This window comes from Streptomyces yunnanensis (assembly GCF_029011865.1).
GTDB classification, from domain to species: domain Bacteria; phylum Actinomycetota; class Actinomycetes; order Streptomycetales; family Streptomycetaceae; genus Streptomyces; species Streptomyces yunnanensis.
In genome coordinates, this window is sequence record NZ_CP095749.1 from 7914100 (window position 1) to 7940028 (window position 25929).

Below are 25929 nucleotides of genomic sequence, written 5' to 3' on the forward strand. Positions count from 1 at the left end.
GCCCGGGTGGCCATGGCCACACTCACCGGCAGGCCCTCCGGGCATCGCCGGACAACTCGTGACGATCCCGCCCCACCCGCATCCCCCGCCGCGCCGCCGGGCCTCGGAACGTTCCCCCGACAGTAGTAGGCTCGCGCCGCTGTTGACGGAACACCGCCCCCGTCCACCGGGGTTGACGTAGGGGAGGCCATGCGCTTTCGCGGGAGGTCGGTCCGCCGGAAGATCGTGGCGCTGCTGCTCGTGCCGCTGGTGTCCCTCACGCTGATGTGGAGCATCACCACCTACGTCACCGGCCGCGAGGCCAACCAGCTCCTCGACGTCGGCACCGTCGTCCGCGGCCTGGGCTACCCGATCGAGGACGTCATCCAGGCCCTCCAGCGCGAACGCCGCCAGAGCCTGACCTACCTCGCCGACCGCCGCGGCGCCAACGCCCTCAACGAACTCCGCGGCCAGACCCGGGCCACCGACGACGCCGTGGCCCGGCTCCACGACGAGGTGGACGCCGCGGACGTCCGCTCGGACCTGGCCGGCCCGGCCGCCGGCCGGGTCACCGACCTCGTCAAGGGCCTGGATGGCCTGGACGCCCTGCGCAGCCAGGTCGAGGACAACCAGGTCGGCCGCGACGAGGCCATGGAGTCCTACAACGCCCTGGTCGACCCCGGCTACGACCTGCTCGCCGCCCTCCATTCGCTGGAGAACGTCGAGATGGACAAGCAGGGCCGCGCCCTGGTCAACATCACCCGCGCCCGCGAGGCGTTCTCCCGCGAGGACGCGCTGATGTCCGCGATCCTCACCTCCGGCAGCATCGACCAGCGCGACCAGCGCGCCCTCTCCGACCGGGTCGCCGAGCGCCGCATCCTCTACAGCACCAACCTGCCGCTGCTGCCCGCCACCGACCGCGGCCTCTACGAGGACTACTGGCGCTCCGCCGGCGCCCGCGAACTGACCTCCTCCGAGGACCGGGTGATCGCCGCCGACCCCGCGACCGCCGCCCACACGGTCAACGCCGACCGCTGGAACACCGCAGCGGAAAAGCTCCTCGGCGACCTCGGACGGATGGGCAAGGACGCCGGCGAGCGCTACCAGCAGCGGGTCGCGCCGATCGCCACCCGGATCGTCCTCAAGGCCGTCGCCACCGGCGTCCTCGGCTTCGTCGCGCTGCTGGTCTCGGTCATCGTCTCGCTGCGGATCGGCCGCCGGCACGTCCGGGACCTGACCCGGCTCCGCAAGACCGCCCACGAGGTCTCCGGCGTCCGACTGCCCAGCGTGATGCGCCGGTTGGCGGCCGGCGAACACGTCGACGTGGAGACCGAGGCGCCCCGCCTGGAGTTCGGCCCGGAAGAGACCGGCCAGGTCGGCCAGGCCCTCAACACCCTCCAACGGGCCGCCGTCGAAGCCGCCGTCAAACAGGCCGACATGCGCCGCGGCGTCTCCGAGGTGTTCGTCAACCTCGCCCGCCGCAGCCAGGTCCTGCTGCACCGCCAACTGACGCTCCTGGACGCCATGGAACGGCGCACCGAGGACACCGACGAACTCGCCGACCTGTTCCGGCTCGACCACATGACGACCCGCATGCGCCGGCACGCCGAGGGCCTGGTCATCCTCTCCGGCGCGGCCCCCTCCCGGCAGTGGCGCAAGCCGGTCCAGCTGATGGACGTGGTGCGCGCGGCGGTCGCCGAGGTCGAGGACTACGAGCGCATCGAGGTCCGCCGGCTGCCCCGGCTCGCGGTGGACGGCCCCGCGGTCTCCGACCTCACCCACCTGATCGCCGAACTCCTGGAGAACGCCACCGTCTTCTCCCCGCCGCACACCGCCGTCCAGGTGCTGGGCGAGCGGGTCTCCCACGGCTACACCCTGGAGATCCACGACCGCGGCCTGGGCATGGCCCCCGACCAGCTGCTGGACGCCAACCTCCGGCTCGCCGAGACGCCCGAGTTCGAACTGTCCGACACCGACCGGCTGGGACTGTTCGTCGTCAGCCGGCTCGCCCAGCGACAGGGCGTCCGGGTCTCCCTCCAGCCCTCGCCGTACGGCGGCACCACCGCGGTGGTCCTCGTCCCCGGCGCGATCCTCACCGACACCGGCGAGGGCGCCCGCGACTCCGAGCCGGCCGTCGCCGACGCCGCGGCCGATACCGCGGCCGGCCCCGAGCACGCCGAGGACACCCCTCTCGATCCGCTCGCCCAGGTCCCGGTGCCGCTCGCCCGGCGCACCCGGCGCGGGGCCCTCGCCGGCCCCGTCGAACTGGAGGCCCCTGTGTCGCAGGCCGACCCGGCCGCACCGGACGCCGCGCCGCACGGCCCCAGGGCCGTCCCGAAGCCCGCCCTCGTCCCGTCCGGCGAACAGCACCAGCAGGCTGGCGACCAGGTGCCGAACGGCCAACTCGCCCCGCTGCCGCGCCGCTCCCGCACACCGGTCCTGGTCTCCGACCACGGCCGGACCGTGGACGGCGCCCGGACACCGGACGACCCCGGCGGCGAGCCGCGCCCCGAGCCCGACGCAGGCCCGGCCGCCGGGCAGCACACCCCCGACCGGACCCCCGCCGACGCCGCCCCCGCGGCCCCGGCCACCACCCCCAAGGGCCTGCCCCGCCGGGTGCGCCAGGCCAGCCTCGCCCCGCAGCTCAAGTCCGACCAGGGCACCGAGCCCCCGGCGGACCGGCCGGCCGCCCCGGCCGAGGACGACCGCGACGCGGAGGCGGTCCGGGCCCGCATGGCCTCGCTCCAGCGCGGCTGGCAGCGCGGCCGCCGGGAGAACGGCGAAACCCCGCACACCCCCACACCTCCGGACCCGGGCACCCCACAGGGCGCCCCCGGGAGCGCAACCGCACCACCACGAACCACATCGGGAGAGGACGGTCCATGACCGCACCGAAGGCATCCGCTTCCACCGCAGCCTCGCCGCACGGATCCGGGGAGCTGAACTGGCTCCTGGACGAGCTGGTCGAGCGGGTCGGCAGCATCCGCAAGGCACTGATCCTCTCCAGCGACGGCCTGCCCACCGGCGCCTCCAAGGACCTCACCCGCGAGGACAGCGAGCACCTGGCCGCGGTCGCCTCCGGCTTCCACAGCCTCGCCAAGGGCGTCGGCCGGCACTTCAACGCCGGCGGGGTCCGACAGACCCTGATCGAGCTCGACGACGCGTTCCTGTTCGTCAGCGCGGCCGGCGACGGCAGTTGCCTGGCGGTCCTCGCCGACGCCGACTCCGACGTCGGGCTGATCGCCTACGAGATGACCCTGCTCGTCAAGCGCGTCGGCACGCACCTGGGCACCGCGCCCCGGTCCTGACCGCCGGCCGAGTACGACTACGGTGACGCCATGACCGATCAGGAGGGCCGGCCGGCACCGGAACGGCAACCGGCCCGTTGGTTCGACGACGACGCGGGACCGGTCGTCCGCCCGTACGCGATGACGCGCGGGCGCACCCGTACGGCCGCCGAGGGGCGGCTGGACCTGATCGCGCTGGTGATCGCCGAGAGCCGCGCCGACGGGCCGATCGCCGACCAGACGCTGTCCCCGGAGCAGGTGGACATCGTCGAGCTGTGCCGGGCGGCGCCGCAGTCGGTCGCCGAGCTGGCGGCCGAGTTCGACCTGCCGGTCGGCGTGGTCCGGGTCCTCATCGGCGATCTGCTGGACGCCGGGCTGGTCCATGTGACCCGCCCGGTGCCGCCGGCCGAGCTGCCGGACGAACAGGTGCTGCGCGAGGTCATCGACGGCCTGCGCGCACTGTGACGACCCGGCGGACGCCGCCGCGCACCGCCCCAGCCGCCCGCCCCGCCCCGGGCGGGCGGCACCCCCGCCTCCGCTTCCCTGCTCCCTGTTGAGCGCGCGCTCGGCGGCGGACTACGGTTGCCGTCGATCATGTGCCGTCCCGCGCCGGCCGCCACCGCGTGCCCCGTGCCGTGGCCGGCACCCGGAACCGAGGAGCCCGCCGCCATGGCCGCCGACGCCACCCCCCTCCAGCCCCTGCGGATCACCGCCGGACCCCACACCTTCGACGCCCTGGCCTGCGGTCCCGCCGACGGCGAGGTCGTCCTGCTGCTGCACGGCTGGCCCGAGTTCGCCGACTCCTGGAGCGGGGTGCTGCCCGCCCTGGGCGCCGCCGGGTACCGCGCGGTCGCCGTCGACCAGCGCGGCTACTCCCCGGACGCCCGCCCGCCGCGGATCGCCGACTACGCCGTCCCCGAACTCGTCGCCGACGCCCTCGCCTTCGCCGACGCCCTGGGCGCCGAGCGCTGCCACCTCGTCTCCCACGACTGGGGCGGCATGGTCGCCTGGGCGCTGGCCGGCGCCCACCCCGAGCGGCTGGCGTCGCTGACCGTCCTCGCCACCCCGCACCCCGAGGCGCTCGACCGCGCCGCCGCCGACGACCCCGAACAGCACCACCGGCTGGACTACGTCCGCTTCTTCCGTCGCCCGGACGGCGCCGCCGAGTCCGCCCTGCTCGCCGACGCGGCGGCCCGGCTGCGCGCCGTCTACGGCGGCAAGGTCCCCGCGGAGCTGGTCGAGGCCAACATCCGGCGGCTCTCCGAGCCCGGCGCGCTGACCGCGACCCTCAACTGGTACCGCGCCCCCGAGGCGGTGATCTCCGTCCCGGCCGGGCGGATCGCGGTGCCCACCCTCTTCCTGTGGGGCAGCGAGGACATCGCCCTGGGCCGCGGCGCGGCCGAGTCGACGGGGGAGTGGGTGGACGCTCCCTACCGCTTCGAGGCCCTGGAGGGCGCCAGCCACTGGCTGCCCGAAGAGGTCCCGGCACTGGTCACGCCCAAGATCCTCGACCACCTCGCCGCCCACCGACAGCGCTGATCCGCCTGCCGCGCCGTCCTTTTGGGACGGTTGGCGGCCTTGGCCCGGCAGCCCCGCGTGATCGGAGCGGACCTCAAGTGGGCGCCGTACGGAGCACGTTGTACGGTGCACTGGCGACCGCCGTCAGCGACGGCCGCCCCGCGCTCGGGACATCTCGCGCTGCCCCCGTGCGCCCCGCATCCCCGGCAACCAGGAGAAGGAAACCCATGGTCTTCGGGCGTTCTGAGCGCCGTCCCCGGCCCGCCCCGGCCGAACCGGTGACGCTCAAGATCCTGGTCGCGGGCGGCTTCGGCGCCGGCAAGACCACCCTGGTGGGCGCGGTCAGCGAGATCCGGCCGCTGCGGACCGAGGAGCGGCTGACCGAGGCCGGCCGCCCGCTCGACGACCTCCACGGCGTCGAGGCCAAGTCCACCACCACCGTCGCCATGGACTTCGGCCGGATCACGGTCCGCGACGAACTGGTCCTGTACCTCTTCGGCACCCCGGGCCAGGACCGCTTCTGGTTCCTGTGGGACGAGTTGGCCCGCGGCGCGCTCGGCGCGGTGGTGCTCGCCGACACCCGCCGCCTGGCGGACAGCTTCGCCGCCATCGACTACTTCGAGCGCCGCGGCCTGCCCTTCGTCGTCGCCGTCAACTGCTTCGAGGGCGCCGACCGCTACCCCGCCGAGGCCGTCCGGGACGCCCTGGACCTCGACGACGCCGTCCCGGTGATGCTCTGCGACGCCCGGGTGCGGGAATCCGCGCGGGACGTGCTGGTCGCCGTCGTCGAGCACGCGATGCGGCGCGGCGCCCAGCAGCGGGAGCCCGCCCTGCCCTGACCGGCGCCGCCCCCGGACCCGCGCTTCCCTGACGGGGCGCGGAAGTACGGCCCGTACCCCGCCGCCCGGGGTACGGGCCGTACGCCTTCGCGGCCCGCCGACGTCAGGACGCGGCGCCGCCGTCCGCCGCCAGCCAGCCGAAGCTCCGCTCCACCGCCCGGCGCCAGTTGCCGTACTCGCGCTCGCGGTCCGCAGCGGCCAACCGCGGCGTCCACTCGGTGTCGGGCTGCCAGTGGGAGCGCAGTTCGTCCAGGTCCCGCCAGACCCCGGTGGCGAGCCCGGCCGCGTACGCGGCGCCCAGGCACGTCGTCTCCGGGACGACCGGGCGGATCACCGGCACCCCCAGCACATCCGCCTGATGCTGCATCAGCAGGCGGTTGGCGGTCATCCCGCCGTCGGCCTTCAGCCGGGTGATCCGCACCCCCGAGTCCTGGTACATCGCGTCCACCACCTCACGGGTCTGCCAACTGGTCGCCTCCAGCACCGCCCGGGCCAGGTGCGCCTTGGTGACGTAGCCGGTCAGCCCGGTGATCACCCCGCGCGCGTCGGCCCGCCAGTACGGCGCGAACAGCCCCGAGAACGCGGGGACGACATAGGCGCCGCCGTTGTCCGGCACGCTCGCCGCCAGCTCCTCGATCTCGGCCGCGGACCCGATCAGCCCGAGCTGGTCGCGGAACCACTGCACCAGCGCGCCCGTGATGGCGATCGAGCCCTCCAGGCAGTAGACGGGCGCCTCCCCGCCGAGTTGGTAGCCCAGGGTCGTCAGCAGCCCGTGCTTCGACGCCACCGGCCGGTGGCCGGTGTTCAGCAGCAGGAACGAGCCGGTGCCGTAGGTGTTCTTGGCCTCCCCGACGCCGAAGCACGTCTGCCCGAAGACCGCAGCCTGCTGATCCCCCAGCGCCGACGCCACCGGGACGCCCGCCAACGGCCCGACCGCCGTGCCGTACACCTCGGCCGACGACCTGATCTCCGGCAGCATCGCCTCCGGTATCCGCATCGCGGAGAGGATCGCCGGATCCCACTGCAGGGTCGTCAGGTCCATCAGCAGGGTGCGGCTGGCGTTGGTGACGTCCGTGACGTGCACCCCGCCGTCGGTGCCACCGGTCAGGTTCCAGATCAACCAGGAGTCGACGGTGCCGAACGCGATCTCGCCGCGCTCGGCGCGCGCCCGCAGCCCCGGCACCTCGTCCAGCAGCCAGGCCGCCTTCGGCCCGGAGAAGTAGCTCGCCAGCGGCAGCCCGGTGGTCTCCCGGAAGCGGTCCTGACCGGCCGCCCCGCCCAACTCGGCGCACAGCCGGTCGGTACGGGTGTCCTGCCAGACCACGGCGTGGTGCACCGGCCGGCCGGTGGCCCGGTCCCACAGCACCGTGGTCTCCCGCTGGTTGGTGATGCCCAGCGCGCTCAGCTGGTCGGCCCGCAGCCCCGCCCGGGCCAGTGCACCCGCCACCACGTCCTGCACCTTGGCCCAGATCTCGGTGGCGTCGTGCTCCACCCAACCGGGTCTGGGGAAGATCTGGCGGTGCTCGCGCCGGTCGACGGCGACCACCGCGCCGGCGCGGTCGAAGACGATGCAGCGGCTCGACGTGGTGCCCTGGTCGATCGCGGCGACATACGTCCCGGCTGCGCAGTCCGTCCCGGTGTGCTGGCTGCTCATCCGTCCCGCCTCCCGAAGTCATGGCCGGTACCGGCCGATTGCGGTCCGCCCCGGCGCCGCCCGCCGTCAGAACACCGCCGTGTACACCAGCCCCGACAGCACCGCGCCGAGCAGCGGCCCGGCCACCGGGATCCAGGCGTAACCCCAGTCCGAGGAGCCCTTGTTGGGGATCGGCAGCAGCGCGTGCGCGATCCGCGGGCCGAGGTCGCGGGCGGGGTTGATGGCGTAGCCGGTCGGACCGCCGAGCGACAGCCCGATGCCGACCACGAGCAGCGCCACCAGCAGGACGTTGATCCCGGAGCCGTAGACGCCCGCCCGCGCGCCCGGCACCTGGCCGATCCCGATGCCCTGGTTGCGGCCGAAGAACAGCAGCGGCAGCACCAGCCCGACGGTGGCGATGACCTCGGTGACGAGGTTGGCGCCCGGCCGGCGGATCTCCGGCGCGGTGGCGAAGACCCCCAGCGTCGGCTGGGCCCTGCCCGGCTCGGCATTGGCGGCGAACTGCGCGAAGTACAGCGCCCAGGCCAGCACCGCCCCGAGCACCGCGCCCACCAGCTGCGCCAGCACGTACAGCGGCACCTTCGCCCACGGGGTGCCGCCGGCCACCGCCGAGCCCAGCGTCACCGCCGGATTCAGGTGCCCGCCGGACAGCGGCGCCGCGGTGTAGGCACCGGCCAGCACGCCCAGGCCCCAGCCGAAGGCGATCACCACCCAGCCCGCGCCCCTGGCCTTCGAATGGTGCAGGGTGACGGCGGCGCACACCCCGGACCCGAACAGGATCAGGAGCGCGGTACCGATCACCTCACCGACGACGATGTCCCCATTGGTGTACATGGCGGCTCCTCGGCCGTTGCCCGGGGCGGGCCCCGGTCCTCCGTGCAGGATGCGTGCCATGCCTGAGTACGGCGGTGCCCGCGGGCATCCGGCGACCGGCACCCGGAAGTGTTCTCCGTGGCTGAGGGAGCGTCAAGCACGTGTACACAAAGGGGGTTGGCGTTTTCGGCAGCGGCGCACCGTGCGGCGCGGAACGGAGGCCGAGGCTCAGCCGCGGGCCCGCGCGCCCTCCTGCCCCGCGTCCGCCCCCTCCGGCGCCCCCGCCGGCTCCGGCACCCGCGCGCTCGCCCCCCGCCGCACCTCCGTACGCTCCGACCCCAACTGCCCGACCACCCAGCTCGCCCCCGGCAGGTCCTTGGCGGCCTTCTTCAACGGCGCCAGCGCGGCCGCCGCCGGCCCGTGCCCGGTGACGCCGCCGGGCGGACAGACCACCGTCGCCAGCGACAGCGTCACCTGCATCTCGCCCGCCGACCAGGCCACGTCCACCAGCGCCTTGGCGAACGGCTCCAGCCCGTCCGGCTCGGTCAGCACCAGGAAGTCGTCCCCGCCGATGTGCCCCACCCGGCTGGTCGGCTCGCCCGCCGCCACCTCCGCCAGGGTCCGCCCCACCGACCGGATCAGCTCGTCCCCCGCCGCGAACCCGGCACCGTCGTTGACCTGCTTGAAACCGTCCACGTCCAGCCAGCTCAGGGCGAACTCCCGGCCCTCGGCGACCCGCCGGTCCACCTCGCCGTTGACCGCGTCCGAACCCGGCAGCCGGGTCAGCGGATTGAGCCGGGCCGCCTCCTCCACCCGGCTCTCGGCCAGCGCCCGCAGGATGTCGGCGAGGTGCACCACCCCGATGCAGCGGCCGCGCTCGTCCACCACCGCCACGTCGTCGCCGGTACGGTCCCGCTCCCCGTCGGCGATCATGTCCAGCACCTGCCAGGCGGTGGCGTCCGCGCCCACCGTCCGCGGCCGGTCCGCCAGCCGCAGCGCCGGCCGATCCGCGTACAGCGCGTGCCCGTACCGCCCGGACAGCGACAGCAGGAAGCGGTCCCGGTCGATCGCCCGCACCGGCACCCCGTCCGCGTCCACCAACAGCACCCCCGACACCTCGGGGAAGCCGGTCAGATGACTGCGCACCGCGCCCGCCGAGGCGTCCATCGGCAGCAGCGCCGCGGGCTGGAGGAACTGCGCCACCGGCGGCCCCGACGGCGGCCGGTCCGGGACCCGCCGACCGCTCGCCGGCGGCGGAAGCGCGGCCGGCACGAACACCTCCGTCACCACCCGCCGCGCCGGCGGCGCGAACAGATGCCCCTGGGCCAGCTGCACCCCGGCCGCCCGCACCGCCGCGTACTGCCCCTCGGTCTCCACCCCCTCGATCGCCAGCAGCCCGCCCACCCGCTCGCACAGCTGCCGCATCGCGGCCACCGCAGCCTGCCGCCCCGGGTCGCGCTCCAGCCGCACACACAGCGAACCGTCCAACTTGACCAGATCCGGGGACAGTTCACCCAGCAGCCGGAGCGGCAGATCCCCGTCCCCGACCCCGTCCGCGCAGATCCGGTACCCCTCGTCCCGCAGCCCCGCCACCGCCGCCAGCAGCTCCCGCTCGGGGACCTGGGCGAACGGCCCGACCAGATCCAGGGTGATCTCCCACGGTCGCCGCCCCGCCTCCCGCACCGCCTTGCCCAGCGAGGCCACCTCCGGACGCCGCGCGACGGTCGCCGCGAACACGTTGATGTGCAGCGGCAGCAGCGTCTCCTGCTCCGCCGCGGCCCGGACCGCGAGCGCGGCCAACTCGACGTCCAGATCGGGGGAGTGGCGGGCGCGGGTGAGCACGTCGACCTCGCCGTCCTCGGGTCTGGCGAGCGGCTCCAGCGCGGCGACCGAGCCGGTCGCGAGGTTCACCACGGGCTGGAAAGCGAAGCGGAGCTGGTCCGTCCAGGCAGGCACGAGCAGCAGGATGCCGCTCCCCGGGCACCCGCGGAGCCTCGTTCACGCACTGTTCACGCACCCTTCCGGAGCGTACGGCCACGGAGGCCGCCGCGCCGTTTCCGCTTCAGCGCCGCACCAGAGAACTCCGCGCCACCGGGAAATCGAAATACGTGTCCGGAAACGTCTCCGGCGAAAAGGTGTAATGCCACCACTCGTCCGCGTAGTTCACAAAGCCCGCCCGCTCCAGTCCCTCCTTCAACAGCATGCGGTGCGCCCGCTGCTTCCCCTTGATCCGCGGATCCAGCGTGTGCGCGAGAGTGTCGAAACAGTCGAAACCCGTCCCCATGTCAAGGGAGTTGTCCGGGAAACGGCTCGCCCTCGGCCCGAAGCACGACGTCAACGGCTCCCCAGGCACATACGGACGGGTCGGCACCGCCGGCAGCCGGACCAGCGTCAGATCGACCGTACTGCCCCTGCTGTGCCCGGACTTCTCCGCGATGTACCCGTCCCGGAACAGCACCGACTTGTCCACCCGCGGATAGAACTCCGCCTTCATCCGCTGGTCGGACAGATCCTTCGCCCACGCCACGAAGTGATCCACCGCCCGCTGCGGGCGATAGCAGTCGTACACCTTCAGGGAATAGCCGCGCCGCAGGAAAGCGACCTGCGCCCGGTGCAACGCCCGCGCCGCGTCCCGGGTGAGTATGCACAGCGGCTCGCGATATCCCGTCACCGGTACGCCCATGAAATCGTGCGGAGTGGCGTACCGGATCTCCTGGACGATCGTGGGATCGACGTCCCGCAGCGCCACGAACTCCTTCGGCGCCTTGGGGTCGTCGGCACCGGCGCGATGCGACGACGGCGCGGCGACGGGCCCCGCCACCGCACTCGACGGGACGAGGGTGACGGTCAACAGGGCGGCGGCAGCGGCGGCCAGGCCGCGCCAGGCGGCAGCAAGTCTCGGCATGGACCCTCGTCTACCAGGCGGGGCCGGCACGGGGAACCCCCGCCGCCCACCCGCGCACCACCGCCCTGCCCAACGGGCCCGCCCCGCCGCCCCGTTACCCGGCTGCCGGGCCCGCCTCCTCCCCGGCCAGCCCCCGCACCCGCACCGGATACCCCGCCGCCTCCCCGTCCCGCCGCTCCACCACCACCCGGTCGCCCTCCCACCGGGAGACGAACCGCTCCACCTCCGGCCGCCGCCAGCCGTCCCCGCAGTCCGGCACCACCAGCCCCCCGCCGGTACGCCCCACCGCAGGCGCCCACACCTCCAACTCCGTCGCACCGTCCGCCCCCGCCACCGGCACCACCGCACCGGCCCGCGCCAACACCGGAATACGGGACAGCGGCGCGTCCACCCACACCCGGCCCGGCCCCTCGTACGCCCGCCCGGTCGCGGTGTCGTACCACCGGCCGCGCGGCAGCCGCACCGCCCGCCCCACCGCCCCCGCCTCCACTATCGGCGCCACCAAAAGCGCGTCCCCCAGCAGGAACGCGTCCTCGCAGTCCCGCAGCGCCCGGTCCCGCGGCGCGCTCCACCACACCGGACGCACATACGGCGCCCCCGACAGCCGCGCCAACTGCCCCAACGTCACGAAGTACGGCAGCAGCCGCACCCGCTCCCGCAGCGCCGCCCGGGCATGCTCCAACACCTCCGCCCCGAACTCCCACGGCTCCCGCCGCCCCGCCCAGAGCGCCGAATGCGTACGGAACAACGGCAGATACGCCCCCAGCTGGAACCACCGCAGATACAACTCCGGCGACGGCACCCCCGAGAACCCGCCCACATCCGGCCCGCTGTACGGCACCCCGCACAGCCCCAGCCCCAGCACCAGCGACAACGACGCCCGCAGCCCCGGCCACCCGGTGTCCACGTCCCCCGACCACGTCCCCCCGTACCGCTGGAGCCCCGCCCAGCCCGACCGGGAGAACAGGAACGGCCGCTCCCCGGGCCGCAGTTCGCACAGCCCCTCGTAGGCCGCCTGCGCCATCGCCAACCCGTAGACGTTGTGCGCCTCCCGATGGTCGCCACCGCACCCCTCCAGGGCGTGCCGCGCCGACCGGGGCAGCGTCGACTCCCCGAACGCCGCGAACGACACCGGTTCGTTCATGTCGTGCCACACCCCGGCGAACCCCTGCGCCAGCCGCTCCGCGTACAGCGCCCCCCACCACTTGCGCACCCGCGCATCGGTGAAGTCCGGATACACCGACTCACCCGGCCACACCACCCCCCGCACCACCTCCCCCCGGGTGTCCCGCACGAAGGCGTCCACCGCCACCCCGCCGTCGTACACCGAGTTCCCCGGCTCCGCCTTCACCGCCGGATCCACGATCGACACCAGCCGCACCCCCTCGGCCCGCAACTCACCGGCCAACCCCGGAAGATCCGGATACCGCTCGCGGTCCACCGTGAACACCCGGTGCCCGTCGTAGTGGTCGATGTCCAGATGGACCGCCGACAGCGGCAACCCCCGCTCCCGGTAGCCCGCCACCACCCGCCGCACCTCGTCCGCACCGCCGAACCCCCACCGGGCGTGCTGGTACCCCAGCGCCCAACGGGGCGGCAGCGCCGGCGCCCCCGTCAGCGCCGTCCACCCCGACAACACCCGCGCCGGCGTCCCCGCCACCACCCAGTAGCGCAGCGGCCCGCCGTCCATCCGCAGCTCACAGGTGCCCGGCCGGTCATGCCCCGAACCGGCGCCCTCCACGCCCTCGTGCAACGTCACCCGGCCGTCCCAGGAGTTGTCGTGGAACACCAGGTGCGTCCCCGCGTCCGCCACCACCAACTGCACCGGCATCGTGAGGTAGAGCGGATCGTCCCCGGGCCCGAACGCACCGCCCGGATCGGTGTTCCACAGCCGGTACACCCCGTCCCGCAGCCGCGGCCCCGCCGACCGGCCGCCCAGCCCGAAGAACCGCGCGTCCGCCGCCACCTCCGACCGCTGCACCCACCGCGCCGCCCCGGCCCCCGCACACCGGCCGTCCCCCTCCGGACCACCGCCCGCGCCCTCCGCCACCCGCTCCCACCAGCGCGGCGGCAGCTCCCGCCGCAGCATCGCGCCACCCGGCGTGCGCACCTCCACCGCCCCGAACCGCGACACCACCACCAGCACCCGCTCCGAGACGATCCGCCAGCCGCCCTCGGTATCCGGCTCCAACACCACCCGCGGATCCACCGCCGGACACTCCCCGGCCAGCGCGTACGACGGCTCCGGCCCGGCCCCGTCCCACCCGCAGAACACCGCACCGCCCGCCGCGACCCGCACCCGCAACGACGACCGCGCGAAACGGATCACCCCGCCACCCGGCAACGGCTCCGCATCCCGCGCCTCACCCGGCACCCGCGCCCGCTCCGCACCCCGCGGCGGCAACGCCCGCGCATCCGCCCTGCTCCGGCGCCACGCCGCACGCACGGACCGCAGCCCCTGCGCCGGCCCGACCGCCCTGACCATCCGTACCGACCGCACCAGATCACGCCCGTCCATGCCGGTCAGCCTGCCACTGACGACCCCCCAGGCGGGAACCGTTCAACTGCCGTTCACCTGGGCACGGCCGACCCGGCCAACTTCGGTACGTAGTCCATCGCTCACACTAAGCGGTGGTAGGGTCAGGCACTGCGTAGCGAGAACCAAGCGCGCATGAAGAAGTGCTCCAGCATGTAGCCGCACCCGGGCTGGTCTCAACCCGGTTGGTGATGATCGCGTAAGACCCAGTCGTTCGCTGAGCGAGCGGGCAGCGTGAGCCAGGAATCCCCCGCCATTTACAGGGGGAGGAGTCAAATGGCATCGTCCAGGCACGCCGTGCACGGCCCCGCCCACATCGCGGGGCCGCGTGCGTTCGACGCCCACGACGCGTACCTGCCAGGAGCCGCATCATGACCACCGCACCGCACTCCACCGCCCAGCCGGCACCGGAACCCCTCTGGCAGCCCGGACCGGACCGGATCACCGGCGCACAGGTCACCCGCTTCCACGCCTGGGCCGCCACCCACCACGGCGCACCCGCCCCCACCCCCGGCGACCCCGCGGCCGACTACGCCGCCCTGCACCACTGGTCCGTCGACCAGCTCCCCACCTTCTGGCAGGCCGTCGCCGAATGGTTCGACGTCCGCTTCGGCACCCCCTACGACACCGTCCTCGCCGACCGCACGATGCCCGGCGCCCGCTGGTTCCCCGGCGCCACCCTCAACTACGCCGAACACGCCCTGCGCGCCGCCGAGGACCCCGCCCGCGCCGACACCCCCGCACTCCTCCACGTCGACGAACGCCAGGAACCCGACCCCGTCACCTGGGCCGAACTCCGCGCCCAGGTCGGCTCACTGGCCGCCGCCCTCCGCCGCCTCGGCGTCCGCCCCGGCGACCGCGTCAGCGGCTACCTCCCCAACATCCCGCAGGCCGTGGTCGCCCTCCTCGCCACCGCCGCGGTCGGCGCCGTCTGGACCTCCTGCGCCCCCGACTTCGGCGCCCGCAGCGTCCTGGACCGCTTCCAGCAGGTCGAACCGGTCGTCCTGTTCACCGTCGACGGCTACCGCTACGGCGGCAAGGAACACGACCGCCGCGACACCGTCGCCGAACTCCGCGCCGAACTCCCCACCCTGCGCGCCGTCGTCCACGTCCCGCTGCTCGGCACCCCCGCCCCCGAAGGCGCCCTGGAATGGTCCGACCTGACCTCGGAGCACACCGAACCGGTCTTCGAACAGGTCCCCTTCGACCACCCGCTGTGGGTCCTGTACTCCTCCGGCACCACCGGCCTCCCCAAGGCCATCGTCCAGTCCCAGGGCGGCATCCTCCTCGAACACCTCAAGCAGACCGGCCTGCACTGCGACCTCGGCCCCGACGACCGCTTCTTCTGGTACACCTCCACCGGCTGGATGATGTGGAACTTCCTCGTCGGCGGCCTCCTCGCCGGATCCACGATCGTCCTCTACGACGGCAGCCCCGGCCACCCCGACACCGCCGCCCAGTGGCAGGTCGCCGCCGCCACCCGCACCACCGTCTTCGGCACCTCCGCCGCCTACGTCATGGCCTGCCGCAAGGCCGGCCTGCACCCCGCCCGCGACCTCGACCTCTCCACCGTCACCTGCGTCGCCACCACCGGCTCCCCGCTCCCGCCCGACGGCTTCCGCTGGCTGCACGACAGCTTCGCGGAGAGCGGCGCCGACCTGTGGGTCGCCTCGGTCAGCGGTGGCACCGACGTCTGCAGCTGCTTCGCCGGCGCCGTCCCCACCCTCCCCGTCCACATCGGCGAACTCCAGGCCGCCTGCCTCGGCACCGACCTCCAGGCATGGGACCCCCAGGGCCGGCCCGTCCTCGACGAGGTCGGCGAACTGGTCGTCACCGAGCCCATGCCGTCCATGCCCACCCGCTTCTGGAACGACCCCGACGGCACCCGCTACCACGACAGCTACTTCGACATGTACCCCGGCGTCTGGCGGCACGGCGACTGGATCACCCTCACCACCCGCGGCAGCGTCGTCATCCACGGCCGCTCCGACTCCACCCTTAACCGCCAAGGCGTCCGGATGGGCTCCGCCGACATCTACGAGGCCGTCGAACGCCTCCCCGAGATCCGCGAATCCCTCGTCATCGGCCTCGAACTCCCCGACGGCGGCTACTGGATGCCCCTCTTCGTCCACCTCGCCCCCGGCGCCACCCTCGACGACGCCCTGCGCGACCGCATCAAGCGGACCATCCGCGAACAACTCTCCCCGCGCCACGTCCCCGACGAGATCATCGAAGCCCCCGGCGTCCCGCACACCCTCACCGGCAAGCGCATCGAGGTCCCGATCAAGCGCCTGCTGGCCGGCACCCCCCTCGAAAAGGCCGTCAACCCCGGCTCCGTCGACAACCTCGAACTCCTCCGCTTCTACGAGCGGATCGCCGCCGACCGCGCCGAGCACCGCACCACCTGAGAGGGAGCGGCCCGGCGCCGACGGCACCACCGCCCCGGCGCCGGACCACCCCCTCCGCACGGCCCTCCCACCGCCCCGACCGGCACCGCACCGCCGTTGTCAGACCCCCCGATTACTCTCGGTGACAGTTGTCGACCGACCAGTGACGCCCGCCCAGGGCCCACACCGAGGGGGAGCCATGACACCCACCACCCGCCCCACCCGCCACCCCGCCGGCCATCCGCTCCGCCGCGACGTCCCCAGCACCGCCGCCGTCCTCGCCGACGCCCGGGACTTCGCCGCCATGCGCCGCTACCGCACCTTCCCCTTCGACGACCACCGGCGCTATCTCCAGCAGTTGGAGACCCTGCTGCGCACCCTCGCCGCCCAGGGCGTGCACACCACCCTCTGCCTCTTCGACCCGACCGCCTTCGCCGGCTACTGCGCCGACCACGGCCTCGACCCCGACGACCCCGGCAGCCGCAGCCGCTACACCGCCGCCGTCGCCTGCACCGGCGCCTCCCTCGCCTACGACGGCACCCCCCTCGACCGCCTCCTGCCGTTACTCACCGAGGAAGCCGCCCGCCGCGCGTCCTGGGACCGCGCCACCACCCTCCTGGCCCGCGCCGGCCACTGCGCCGAGTGCGGCCACGACCTCGCCCACGCCGCCTTCACCCGCGCCACCACCGCCCTCCAACACCTCCTCACCGCCCTCGGCGACGGCACCCACCACCTCGTCTGCACCCTCCCCGACGCCGGCGACTCCCTCCGCGCCTACCTGCACACCACCGGCACCCCCGACGGCGGCCCGCCCCAACTCCCCGAATCCGAAACGCTCGTCTTCTGCACGGTCCTCGCCGCCGCCCTCGCCCAACCCGCCACCGGCGCCGTCGTCTGCCGCACCACCCCGACCGACGACCCCACCGGCACCCCCGCCGGCACCCCTGCCGAACCTGCCCCCGCCACCGTCCGCGGCTGGCGCCTGCGCGACGCCTGGCCCGACCCGATCAGCGCCGCCGAGATCTTCGACGCCTACTGCACCGACCCCGAGACCGACGAACCCATCCCGCCCGAGCACCGCGTCGACTACGCCCCCGGCCTCCCCCTCCCACCCCCGCCCGGCCCGCACTGCCATCCCTGACCCCCACCCGGGCCCCGCACCCACGCGAAACGGCCGCCCCGCCACAAAGGCGGGACGGCCGTCCCCTCACCTCACACGGCGCCGCGCGCCGCCCGGATCACTCCCCGGAGAGCACCGCCTGCGCGGCCGCCCGGGCATCCTCCGCGGTGTCCGCGGCCCGCGCCGCGGCAGCCGCCCGCTCGCACTGCGCCAGCGTGTGCTTGGCCAGCGTCGCCCGCACATACGGAATCGACGCCGCGCCCATCGACAGGCTGGTGACCCCCAGACCCGTCAGCACGCACGCCAACAGCGGATCGGAGGCCGCCTCACCGCACACGCCACAGCTCTTGCCCTCGGCCTTGGCGGCCTCGGCCGAAGCCGCCACCAGGTCCAGCAGCGCCGGCTGCCACGGGTCCTGCAGCCGGGACACCGCGCCCACCTGCCGGTCCGCCGCGAAGGTGTACTGCGCCAGGTCGTTGGTGCCCAGCGACAGGAACTCCACCTCCTGCAGGATCGACCGCGCCCGCAGCGCCGCCGACGGAATCTCCACCATGGCACCGAACTTCGCCTGCAGCCCGGCCTCCCGGCAGGCGTCCGCGAACGCCTTGGCGTCCAACCGGTCCGCCACCATCGGGGCCATGACCTCCAGGTAGACCGGCAGCCCCTCGGCGGCCTTCGCCAGCGCCTGGAGCTGCGTCCGCAGCACGTCGGGGTGGTCCAGCAGGGTCCGCAGACCCCGCACGCCCAGCGCCGGGTTCGGCTCGTCGGCCGGCGTCAGGAAGTCCAGCGGCTTGTCCGCCCCCGCGTCCAGCACGCGTACCACCACGCGCCCCTCGGGGAAGGCTTCCAGCACCTGCCGGTACGCCTCGACCTGCTTCGCCTCCGACGGCGCCTGCTTGCTGTCGTCGAGGAACAGGAACTCCGTACGGAACAGCCCGACGCCCTCCGCACCGGCCTCCACGGCCGACGGCACATCCGCCGGCCCACCGACGTTCGCCAGCAGCGGCACCTTGTGCCCATCGGACGTGGCCCCCGGACCGGACGACGCCGCCAGCGCCGCCTTCCGCTCCTCCGCCGCCTTCGCCAGCGCCGCCCGCTTCTCCGCGCTCGGGTCGACGAACACCTCACCGGTGCTGCCGTCCACCGCGATCACGGTGCCCTCGACGAGCTCACCCGCACCCGGCAGCGCCACCACGGCCGGCACGCCCAGCGCCCGCGCCAGGATCGCGCTGTGGCTGGTCGGCCCGCCCTCCTCGGTCACGAAACCGAGCACCAGCGTCGGGTCCAGCAGCGCGGTGTCGGCCGGCGCGAGATCCCGCGCGATCAGCACATACGGCTCGTCGCTGTCCGGAACGCCGGGCATCGGCACGCCCAGCAGCCGCGCGACGATACGGTTCCGCACGTCATCGAGGTCGGCGACCCGGCCCGCGAGGTACTCACCCGCCCCGGCCAGCAACGCGCGGTAGGCGGCGAACGCGTCGTACACCGCGCGCTCGGCCGTGCTGCCGACGGCGATCCGCCGTTCGACGTCGGCCATCAGCTCGGGGTCCTGCGCCATCATGGCCTGGGCCTCCAGCACGTGCTGTGCCTCGCCACCGGCCAGATTGCCCCGCGCGATCAAGTCGGCGGCGACAGCTTCCACGGCCTGACGGGCCCGGCCCTGCTCGCGCTCCGCCTCCTCCGCCGGAATCTGCTTGGCCGGCGGCTCCAGCACCGCCGTCCCCATGTGCCGCACCTCGCCGATGGCCACGCCGTGGCTCACCCCGACGCCCCGCAGCGTTGTCTCCATGTCACCCGTCTCCGGTTGTTGCGGCGGGCCCGGCCGCCGCGGTGGATGTCGTACCTGCCGTCTCACGACGGCACCCGGCTGCCTACTGCCAGGAGAAGAGCGCGTCGCCGGCCTTGATGTCGCCGTCCTCGCGCACCTCGCCGAGCGAGTCCGCGGTGGCCTCCAGCGCGACGACGGGGCACACCGGCGACTTGCCGGCCTCCTCGACCGCGGCCGGGTTCCAGCGCACGACAGCCTGTCCGCGGGTCACGGTGTCGCCCTTGTTCACCAGCAGCTCGAAGCCTTCGCCGTTGAGCTGCACGGTGTCGATACCAAGGTGCGTCAGCACGCCGTGCCCTTCGGCGTCCACGACGACGAACGCGTGCGGGTGGAGCGAGACGATCACGCCCTCCACGGGCGAAACTGCCTCCGACGGCTCACGCACCGGGTCGATGGCGGTACCGGGGCCCACCATCGCGCCGGAGAAGACGGGGTCCGGCACAGCCGCGAGGCCGATGGCGCGTCCTGCAAGAGGGGACGTCACGGTGGTCATGGGAAACCTCCCAGGGGTGAAGATTCATCAGGCCGCCGTCACTGCCTGTCCCGGACGGCGCACCGTTGAGAAGCGTAAGTCATAAGAACTGACGGTTCCGCATGACAGAGCCCGATTGAGGCCCCCGCCGACGCGGAATCGATTTGCCTCGCCCATCCGGCCGCTGTAGTGTTTGGGATCTGCCCCGGACAGCCAGGAAGCGCTCGACGCGACCGACTGAGTGGGCGGCACTCCTCAAAGTCTTGATCCAGATTCTCGAATCGTGCGCTTCTGCATGCCTGCAGAAAAGCGGTGGTTCGAAAGCCGGAAAAGCCCTGATAGAGTGTGAAACACCGAAGGGAAGCGCCCGGAGGAAGCCCGAGAGGGAATCCGAAGGAAGCGTCCGTTCCTTGAGAACTCAACAGCGTGCCAAAAGTCAACGCCAGATATGTTGATACCCCGTCTCCATCATGGAGATGAGGTTCCTTTGAAAAGTCCTTCCAATAGCTTTGGGAGGCGCACAGCGAGGACGCTGTGAACCGCGAGGATTATTCCTCCTTGCGGTTCCGCTCAACGCGAGTGTTGATACCGGATTACCGGTAAGCATTCACGGAGAGTTTGATCCTGGCTCAGGACGAACGCTGGCGGCGTGCTTAACACATGCAAGTCGAACGATGAACCGGCTTCGGTCGGGGATTAGTGGCGAACGGGTGAGTAACACGTGGGCAATCTGCCCTTCACTCTGGGACAAGCCCTGGAAACGGGGTCTAATACCGGATATGACACGGGGTCGCATGATCTCCGTGTGGAAAGCTCCGGCGGTGAAGGATGAGCCCGCGGCCTATCAGCTTGTTGGTGAGGTAGTGGCTCACCAAGGCGACGACGGGTAGCCGGCCTGAGAGGGCGACCGGCCACACTGGGACTGAGACACGGCCCAGACTCCTACGGGAGGCAGCAGTGGGGAATATTGCACAATGGGCGAAAGCCTGATGCAGCGACGCCGCGTGAGGGATGACGGCCTTCGGGTTGTAAACCTCTTTCAGCAGGGAAGAAGCGAGAGTGACGGTACCTGCAGAAGAAGCGCCGGCTAACTACGTGCCAGCAGCCGCGGTAATACGTAGGGCGCGAGCGTTGTCCGGAATTATTGGGCGTAAAGAGCTCGTAGGCGGCTTGTCGCGTCGGATGTGAAAGCCCGGGGCTTAACCCCGGGTCTGCATTCGATACGGGCAGGCTAGAGTTCGGTAGGGGAGATCGGAATTCCTGGTGTAGCGGTGAAATGCGCAGATATCAGGAGGAACACCGGTGGCGAAGGCGGATCTCTGGGCCGATACTGACGCTGAGGAGCGAAAGCGTGGGGAGCGAACAGGATTAGATACCCTGGTAGTCCACGCCGTAAACGTTGGGAACTAGGTGTGGGCGACATTCCACGTCGTCCGTGCCGCAGCTAACGCATTAAGTTCCCCGCCTGGGGAGTACGGCCGCAAGGCTAAAACTCAAAGGAATTGACGGGGGCCCGCACAAGCAGCGGAGCATGTGGCTTAATTCGACGCAACGCGAAGAACCTTACCAAGGCTTGACATACACCGGAAAACCGTGGAGACACGGTCCCCTTGTGGTCGGTGTACAGGTGGTGCATGGCTGTCGTCAGCTCGTGTCGTGAGATGTTGGGTTAAGTCCCGCAACGAGCGCAACCCTTGTTCTGTGTTGCCAGCATGCCTTTCGGGGTGATGGGGACTCACAGGAGACTGCCGGGGTCAACTCGGAGGAAGGTGGGGACGACGTCAAGTCATCATGCCCCTTATGTCTTGGGCTGCACACGTGCTACAATGGCCGGTACAATGAGCTGCGATACCGCGAGGTGGAGCGAATCTCAAAAAGCCGGTCTCAGTTCGGATTGGGGTCTGCAACTCGACCCCATGAAGTCGGAGTTGCTAGTAATCGCAGATCAGCATTGCTGCGGTGAATACGTTCCCGGGCCTTGTACACACCGCCCGTCACGTCACGAAAGTCGGTAACACCCGAAGCCGGTGGCCCAACCCCTTGTGGGAGGGAATCGTCGAAGGTGGGACTGGCGATTGGGACGAAGTCGTAACAAGGTAGCCGTACCGGAAGGTGCGGCTGGATCACCTCCTTTCTAAGGAGCATCTAGGCAGTCGCAAGATTGTCCAGAGCCACTACGTCGGCGAGTGTTCGACGGTGGTTAGCTCATGGGTGGAACGTTGACTACTCGGCACACAGGGATCGATCGGGACGCTAGTACTGCCTTTGGGCGTGGAACGCGGATCGGGTCGGGTCTGGGTGTCGGGCACGCTGTTGGGTGTCTGAGGGTGCGGACTATGGTCTGAGCCTTCGGGATGCCGGCCCCAGTGAACTCAGCCTTCGGGTTGGGGTGGTGGGTGGCTGGTCGTTGTTTGAGAACTGCACAGTGGACGCGAGCATCTGTGGCCAAGTTTTTAAGGGCGCACGGTGGATGCCTTGGCACCAGGAACCGATGAAGGACGTGGGAGGCCGCGATAGGCCCCGGGGAGCTGTCAACCGAGCTTTGATCCGGGGGTGTCCGAATGGGGAAACCCGGCAGTCGTCATGGGCTGTCACCCGCTGCTGAACACATAGGCAGTGTGGAGGGAACGCGGGGAAGTGAAACATCTCAGTACCCGCAGGAAGAGAAAACAACCGTGATTCCGGGAGTAGTGGCGAGCGAAACTGGATGAGGCTAAACCAGTCACGTGTGATACCCGGCAGGGGTTGCGTGGTTGGGGTTGTGGGAGCTTTCTTGATCGGTCTGCCGGCCGGTCGGTGAGTCAGAAACCGTTGATGTAGGCGAAGGACATGCGAAAGGTCCGGCGTAGAGGGTAAGACCCCCGTAGCTGAAACGTCAGCGGCTTGCTTGAGAGCCACCCAAGTAGCACGGGGCCCGAGAAATCCCGTGTGAATCTGGCGGGACCACCCGTTAAGCCTAAATATTCCCTGGTGACCGATAGCGGATAGTACCGTGAGGGAATGGTGAAAAGTACCGCGGGAGCGGAGTGAAATAGTACCTGAAACCGTGTGCCTACAAGCCGTGGGAGCGTCGCGCAGAGACTTGTTCTTTGCGTCGTGACTGCGTGCCTTTTGAAGAATGAGCCTGCGAGTTTGCGGTATGTTGCGAGGTTAACCCGTGTGGGGAAGCCGTAGCGAAAGCGAGTCCGAATAGGGCGTTGGAGTAGCATGCTCAAGACCCGAAGCGGAGTGATCTAGCCATGGGCAGGTTGAAGCGGAGGTAAGACTTCGTGGAGGACCGAACCCACCAGGGTTGAAAACCTGGGGGATGACCTGTGGTTAGGGGTGAAAGGCCAATCAAACTCCGTGATAGCTGGTTCTCCCCGAAATGCATTTAGGTGCAGCGTCGTGTGTTTCTTGCCGGAGGTAGAGCACTGGATAGGCGATGGGCCCTACCGGGTTACTGACCTTAGCCAAACTCCGAATGCCGGTAAGTGAGAGCGCGGCAGTGAGACTGTGGGGGATAAGCTCCATGGTCGAGAGGGAAACAGCCCAGAGCATCGACTAAGGCCCCTAAGCGTGTGCTAAGTGGGAAAGGATGTGGAGTCGCAGAGACAACCAGGAGGTTGGCTTAGAAGCAGCCACCCTTGAAAGAGTGCGTAATAGCTCACTGGTCAAGTGATTCCGCGCCGACAATGTAGCGGGGCTCAAGTACACCGCCGAAGTCGTGTCATTGCAGCATGAGGGCTAACGCCTGTTGTGATGGGTAGGGGAGCGTCGTGTGCCGGGTGAAGCAGCCGTGGAAACGAGTTGTGGACGGTTCACGAGTGAGAATGCAGGCATGAGTAGCGATACAAGAGTGGGAAACTCTTGCGCCGATTGACTAAGGGTTCCTGGGTCAAGCTGATCTGCCCAGGGTAAGTCGGGACCTAAGGCGAGGCCGACAGGCGTAGTCGATGGACAACCGGTTGATATTCCGGTACCCGCTTTGAAGCGCCCAATACTGAATCAGGCGATGCTAAGTCCGTGAAGCCGCCCTGGATCCTTCGGGTGAAGGGGAGTGGTGGAGCCGACGGACCAGACTTGTAGTAGGTAAGCGATGGGGTGACGCAGGAAGGTAGTCCAGCCCGGGCGGTGGTTGTCCCGGGGTAAGGGTGTAGCCCGAGAGATAGGCAAATCCGTCTCTCATGCAGGGTGAGACCTGATGCCGAGCCGATTGTGGTGAAGTGGATGATCCTATGCTGTCGAGAAAAGCCTCTAGTGAGTTTCAAGGCGGCCCGTACCCTAAACCGACTCAGGTGGTCAGGTAGAGAATACCGAGGCGTTCGGGTGAACTATGGTTAAGGAACTCGGCAAAATGCCCCCGTAACTTCGGGAGAAGGGGGGCCATTTCCGGTGAGGGAACTTGCTTCCTGAGCTGGGGGTGGCCGCAGAGACCAGCGAGAAGCGACTGTTTACTAAAAACACAGGTCCGTGCGAAGCCGTAAGGCGATGTATACGGACTGACGCCTGCCCGGTGCTGGAACGTTAAGGGGACCGGTTAGCTCCATTTCGGTGGGGCGAAGCTGAGAACTTAAGCGCCAGTAAACGGCGGTGGTAACTATAACCATCCTAAGGTAGCGAAATTCCTTGTCGGGTAAGTTCCGACCTGCACGAATGGCGTAACGACTTCTCGACTGTCTCAACCATAGGCCCGGTGAAATTGCATTACGAGTAAAGATGCTCGTTTCGCGCAGCAGGACGGAAAGACCCCGGGACCTTTACTATAGCTTGATATTGGTGTTCGGTTCGGCTTGTGTAGGATAGGTGGGAGACTTTGAAGCGCCAACGCCAGTTGGTGTGGAGTCGTTGTTGAAATACCACTCTGGTCGTGCTGGATGTCTAACCTGGGTCCGTGATCCGGATCAGGGACAGTGTCTGGTGGGTAGTTTAACTGGGGCGGTTGCCTCCTAAAGGGTAACGGAGGCGCCCAAAGGTTCCCTCAGCCTGGTTGGTAATCAGGTGTTGAGTGTAAGTGCACAAGGGAGCTTGACTGTGAGACTGACGGGTCGAGCAGGTACGAAAGTAGGGACTAGTGATCCGGCGGTGGCTTGTGGAAGCGCCGTCGCTCAACGGATAAAAGGTACCCCGGGGATAACAGGCTGATCTTCCCCAAGAGTCCATATCGACGGGATGGTTTGGCACCTCGATGTCGGCTCGTCGCATCCTGGGGCTGGAGTCGGTCCCAAGGGTTGGGCTGTTCGCCCATTAAAGCGGTACGCGAGCTGGGTTTAGAACGTCGTGAGACAGTTCGGTCCCTATCCGCTGCGCGCGTAGGAGTCTTGAGAAGGGCTGTCCCTAGTACGAGAGGACCGGGACGGACGGACCTCTGGTGTGCCAGTTGTTCTGCCAAGGGCATGGCTGGTTGGCTACGTTCGGAAAGGATAACCGCTGAAAGCATCTAAGCGGGAAGCCTGCTTCGAGATGAGGGCTCCCACCCACTTGATGGGGTAAGGCTCCCAGTAGATGACTGGGTTGATAGGCCAGATATGGAAGCGCCGTAAGGTGTGGAGTTGACTGGTACTAATAGGCCGAGGGCTTGTCCTCAGTTGCTCGCGTCCACTGTGTTGGTTCTGAAGCCACGAACAGACCAACGGTTGTTTAGTGTTTCATAGTGTTTCGGTGGTTATAGCGTTAGGGAAACGCCCGGTTACATTCCGAACCCGGAAGCTAAGCCTTTCAGCGCCGATGGTACTGCAGGGGGGACCCTGTGGGAGAGTAGGACGCCGCCGAACTAATTTTAGAAGAATCCCTGTTGGGAACCTCGGTTCCCAACAGGGATTCTTTGCGTTTCGGAATGGGGACCCGCGGCACGAGGTGGCCGGCGGGCCGGGTAAAGTCGGGGACAACATCGGCATATTTCTCCCACAGGAGGCTTCCGCGTGGAGGTCCAGGAGACGCGGATCCAGACAGACCGTGTCCTCACCATCCCGAATATCCTGAGCATGGCGCGCCTGGTCGGCGTGCCGGTGTTCCTGTGGCTGATCCTCTGGCCGGCGTTCGGCGGTCCGAAGGTCGATGGCTGGGCGCTGCTCGTGCTCGCGCTGAGCGGCGTCAGCGACTACCTCGACGGCAAGCTCGCCCGGCGCTGGAACCAGATCAGCAGGCTGGGGCGGGTCCTCGACCCGGCCGCCGATCGCCTCTACATCCTCTCCACCCTGGTCGGTCTGACCTGGCGGGACATCCTTCCGCTCTGGCTCACCGCGGCGCTGCTGGCCCGCGAGTTGATGCTGCTCATCGCGGTGGGGCTCCTCGGACGCCACGGCTACGGGCCTCCCCAGGTGAACTTCCTGGGCAAAGCGGCTACGTTCAACTTGATGTACGCCTTCCCGTTGCTGCTGCTGAGCGACGGAGACGGACATAGCTGGCTTCACATGCTCGCGACCGTTTTCGGATGGGCGTTCGCCGGATGGGGTACAGCGCTCTACTGGTGGGCAGGGATCCTCTACGTGGTCCAGGTCCGTCGGATCATCAGGGCGGACGCCACGGCCGACTGAGCTCGCCGAAAAGGCAGATCGTGCCAAGGCCCGGCGCCCATACGGGGGAAACAGTGGGCGCCCTTGACAAGTGAAG

At 70.2% G+C, this 25929-nt stretch carries 15 protein-coding genes and 3 rRNA genes; 11 read left to right on the forward strand and 7 right to left on the reverse strand.

Annotated elements, in window-relative coordinates; all coding sequences use genetic code 11:
* Window positions 1-189 precede the first annotated feature (189 nt).
* The 5 genes from MOV08_RS34505 (at window position 190) to MOV08_RS34525 (ending at window position 5623) form a co-directional block, all read left to right on the forward strand.
* Complete coding sequence (locus MOV08_RS34505) at window positions 190-2865, forward strand: nitrate- and nitrite sensing domain-containing protein (protein ID WP_275310207.1); 2676 nt, start codon at window positions 190-192, stop codon at window positions 2863-2865.
* Complete coding sequence (locus tag MOV08_RS34510; RefSeq protein WP_039638246.1) at window positions 2862-3287, forward strand: roadblock/LC7 domain-containing protein; 426 nt, start codon at window positions 2862-2864, stop codon at window positions 3285-3287. Before MOV08_RS34505 ends, MOV08_RS34510 begins: the two co-directional genes overlap by 4 nt.
* A gap of 30 nt (window positions 3288-3317) precedes the next feature.
* The gene (locus MOV08_RS34515; RefSeq protein ID WP_205362871.1) at window positions 3318-3731 is read left to right on the forward strand and encodes a DUF742 domain-containing protein; all 414 of its coding nucleotides are present in this window, start codon (window positions 3318-3320) and stop codon (window positions 3729-3731) included.
* Window positions 3732-3935: 204 nt separating this feature from the next.
* Window positions 3936-4805, forward strand: coding sequence for an alpha/beta fold hydrolase (locus MOV08_RS34520; RefSeq protein WP_275310208.1), 870 nt, complete (start codon window positions 3936-3938; stop codon window positions 4803-4805).
* Between the two features lie 206 nt (window positions 4806-5011).
* A complete protein-coding gene (locus MOV08_RS34525) occupies window positions 5012-5623 on the forward strand; it encodes a GTP-binding protein (protein ID WP_039638249.1) in 612 nt (203 codons plus the stop codon).
* A gap of 103 nt (window positions 5624-5726) precedes the next feature.
* Here MOV08_RS34525 and glpK read toward each other — a convergent pair whose 3' ends face one another.
* The 5 genes from glpK to MOV08_RS34550 form a co-directional block, all read right to left on the reverse strand.
* On the reverse strand, window positions 5727-7277 hold the full coding sequence (gene glpK, locus MOV08_RS34530; RefSeq protein WP_275310209.1) for a glycerol kinase GlpK: 1551 nt from the start codon (window positions 7275-7277) through the stop codon (window positions 5727-5729).
* A 66-nt stretch (window positions 7278-7343) separates the two neighbouring features.
* Entirely contained in the window at window positions 7344-8111 is a 768-nt protein-coding gene (locus MOV08_RS34535; protein ID WP_067354395.1) for an MIP/aquaporin family protein, read from the reverse strand.
* Between the two features lie 207 nt (window positions 8112-8318).
* Complete coding sequence (locus MOV08_RS34540; RefSeq protein ID WP_275310210.1) at window positions 8319-10046, reverse strand: bifunctional diguanylate cyclase/phosphodiesterase; 1728 nt, start codon at window positions 10044-10046, stop codon at window positions 8319-8321.
* Window positions 10047-10152: 106 nt separating this feature from the next.
* Window positions 10153-10995 carry a M15 family metallopeptidase gene (locus MOV08_RS34545; protein ID WP_275310211.1) on the reverse strand — a complete coding sequence of 281 codons (843 nt, stop codon included), beginning with the start codon at window positions 10993-10995 and terminating at the stop codon, window positions 10153-10155.
* Window positions 10996-11089: 94 nt separating this feature from the next.
* Complete coding sequence (locus tag MOV08_RS34550) at window positions 11090-13513, reverse strand: glycoside hydrolase family 31 protein (RefSeq protein ID WP_275310212.1); 2424 nt, start codon at window positions 13511-13513, stop codon at window positions 11090-11092.
* 389 nt (window positions 13514-13902) lie between these two features.
* On the opposite strand from MOV08_RS34550, the gene MOV08_RS34555 reads away from it, so the two are divergent.
* Both MOV08_RS34555 and MOV08_RS34560 read left to right on the forward strand, forming a co-directional pair.
* Entirely contained in the window at window positions 13903-15939 is a 2037-nt protein-coding gene (locus MOV08_RS34555) for an acetoacetate--CoA ligase (RefSeq protein WP_275310213.1), read from the forward strand.
* A gap of 178 nt (window positions 15940-16117) precedes the next feature.
* A complete protein-coding gene (locus MOV08_RS34560) occupies window positions 16118-17059 on the forward strand; it encodes a hypothetical protein (RefSeq protein WP_275310214.1) in 942 nt (313 codons plus the stop codon).
* Between the two features lie 97 nt (window positions 17060-17156).
* Here the strand turns inward: MOV08_RS34560 and ptsP are convergent, their stop codons facing one another.
* Window positions 17157-18827: a phosphoenolpyruvate--protein phosphotransferase gene (ptsP, locus tag MOV08_RS34565; RefSeq protein WP_275310215.1), complete on the reverse strand. Its 1671-nt coding sequence runs from the start codon at window positions 18825-18827 to the stop codon at window positions 17157-17159.
* A gap of 82 nt (window positions 18828-18909) precedes the next feature.
* Entirely contained in the window at window positions 18910-19359 is a 450-nt protein-coding gene (locus tag MOV08_RS34570; protein WP_039638258.1) for a PTS sugar transporter subunit IIA, read from the reverse strand.
* Window positions 19360-19944: 585 nt separating this feature from the next.
* On the opposite strand from MOV08_RS34570, the gene MOV08_RS34575 reads away from it, so the two are divergent.
* The 4 genes from MOV08_RS34575 to clsA all read left to right on the forward strand — a co-directional run bounded on the left by MOV08_RS34575 (window position 19945) and on the right by clsA (window position 25853).
* Window positions 19945-21472: ribosomal RNA gene (locus tag MOV08_RS34575) — 16S ribosomal RNA — on the forward strand.
* Between the two features lie 309 nt (window positions 21473-21781).
* Window positions 21782-24903: ribosomal RNA gene (locus tag MOV08_RS34580) — 23S ribosomal RNA — on the forward strand.
* Window positions 24904-24974: 71 nt separating this feature from the next.
* Window positions 24975-25091 (forward strand): 5S ribosomal RNA (gene rrf / locus MOV08_RS34585).
* Together the 16S, 23S and 5S rRNA genes form the textbook arrangement of a ribosomal RNA operon.
* A gap of 147 nt (window positions 25092-25238) precedes the next feature.
* Window positions 25239-25853 carry a cardiolipin synthase ClsA gene (clsA, locus tag MOV08_RS34590; RefSeq protein WP_039638260.1) on the forward strand — a complete coding sequence of 205 codons (615 nt, stop codon included), beginning with the start codon at window positions 25239-25241 and terminating at the stop codon, window positions 25851-25853.
* The last annotated feature ends 76 nt before the right edge of the window (window positions 25854-25929 follow it).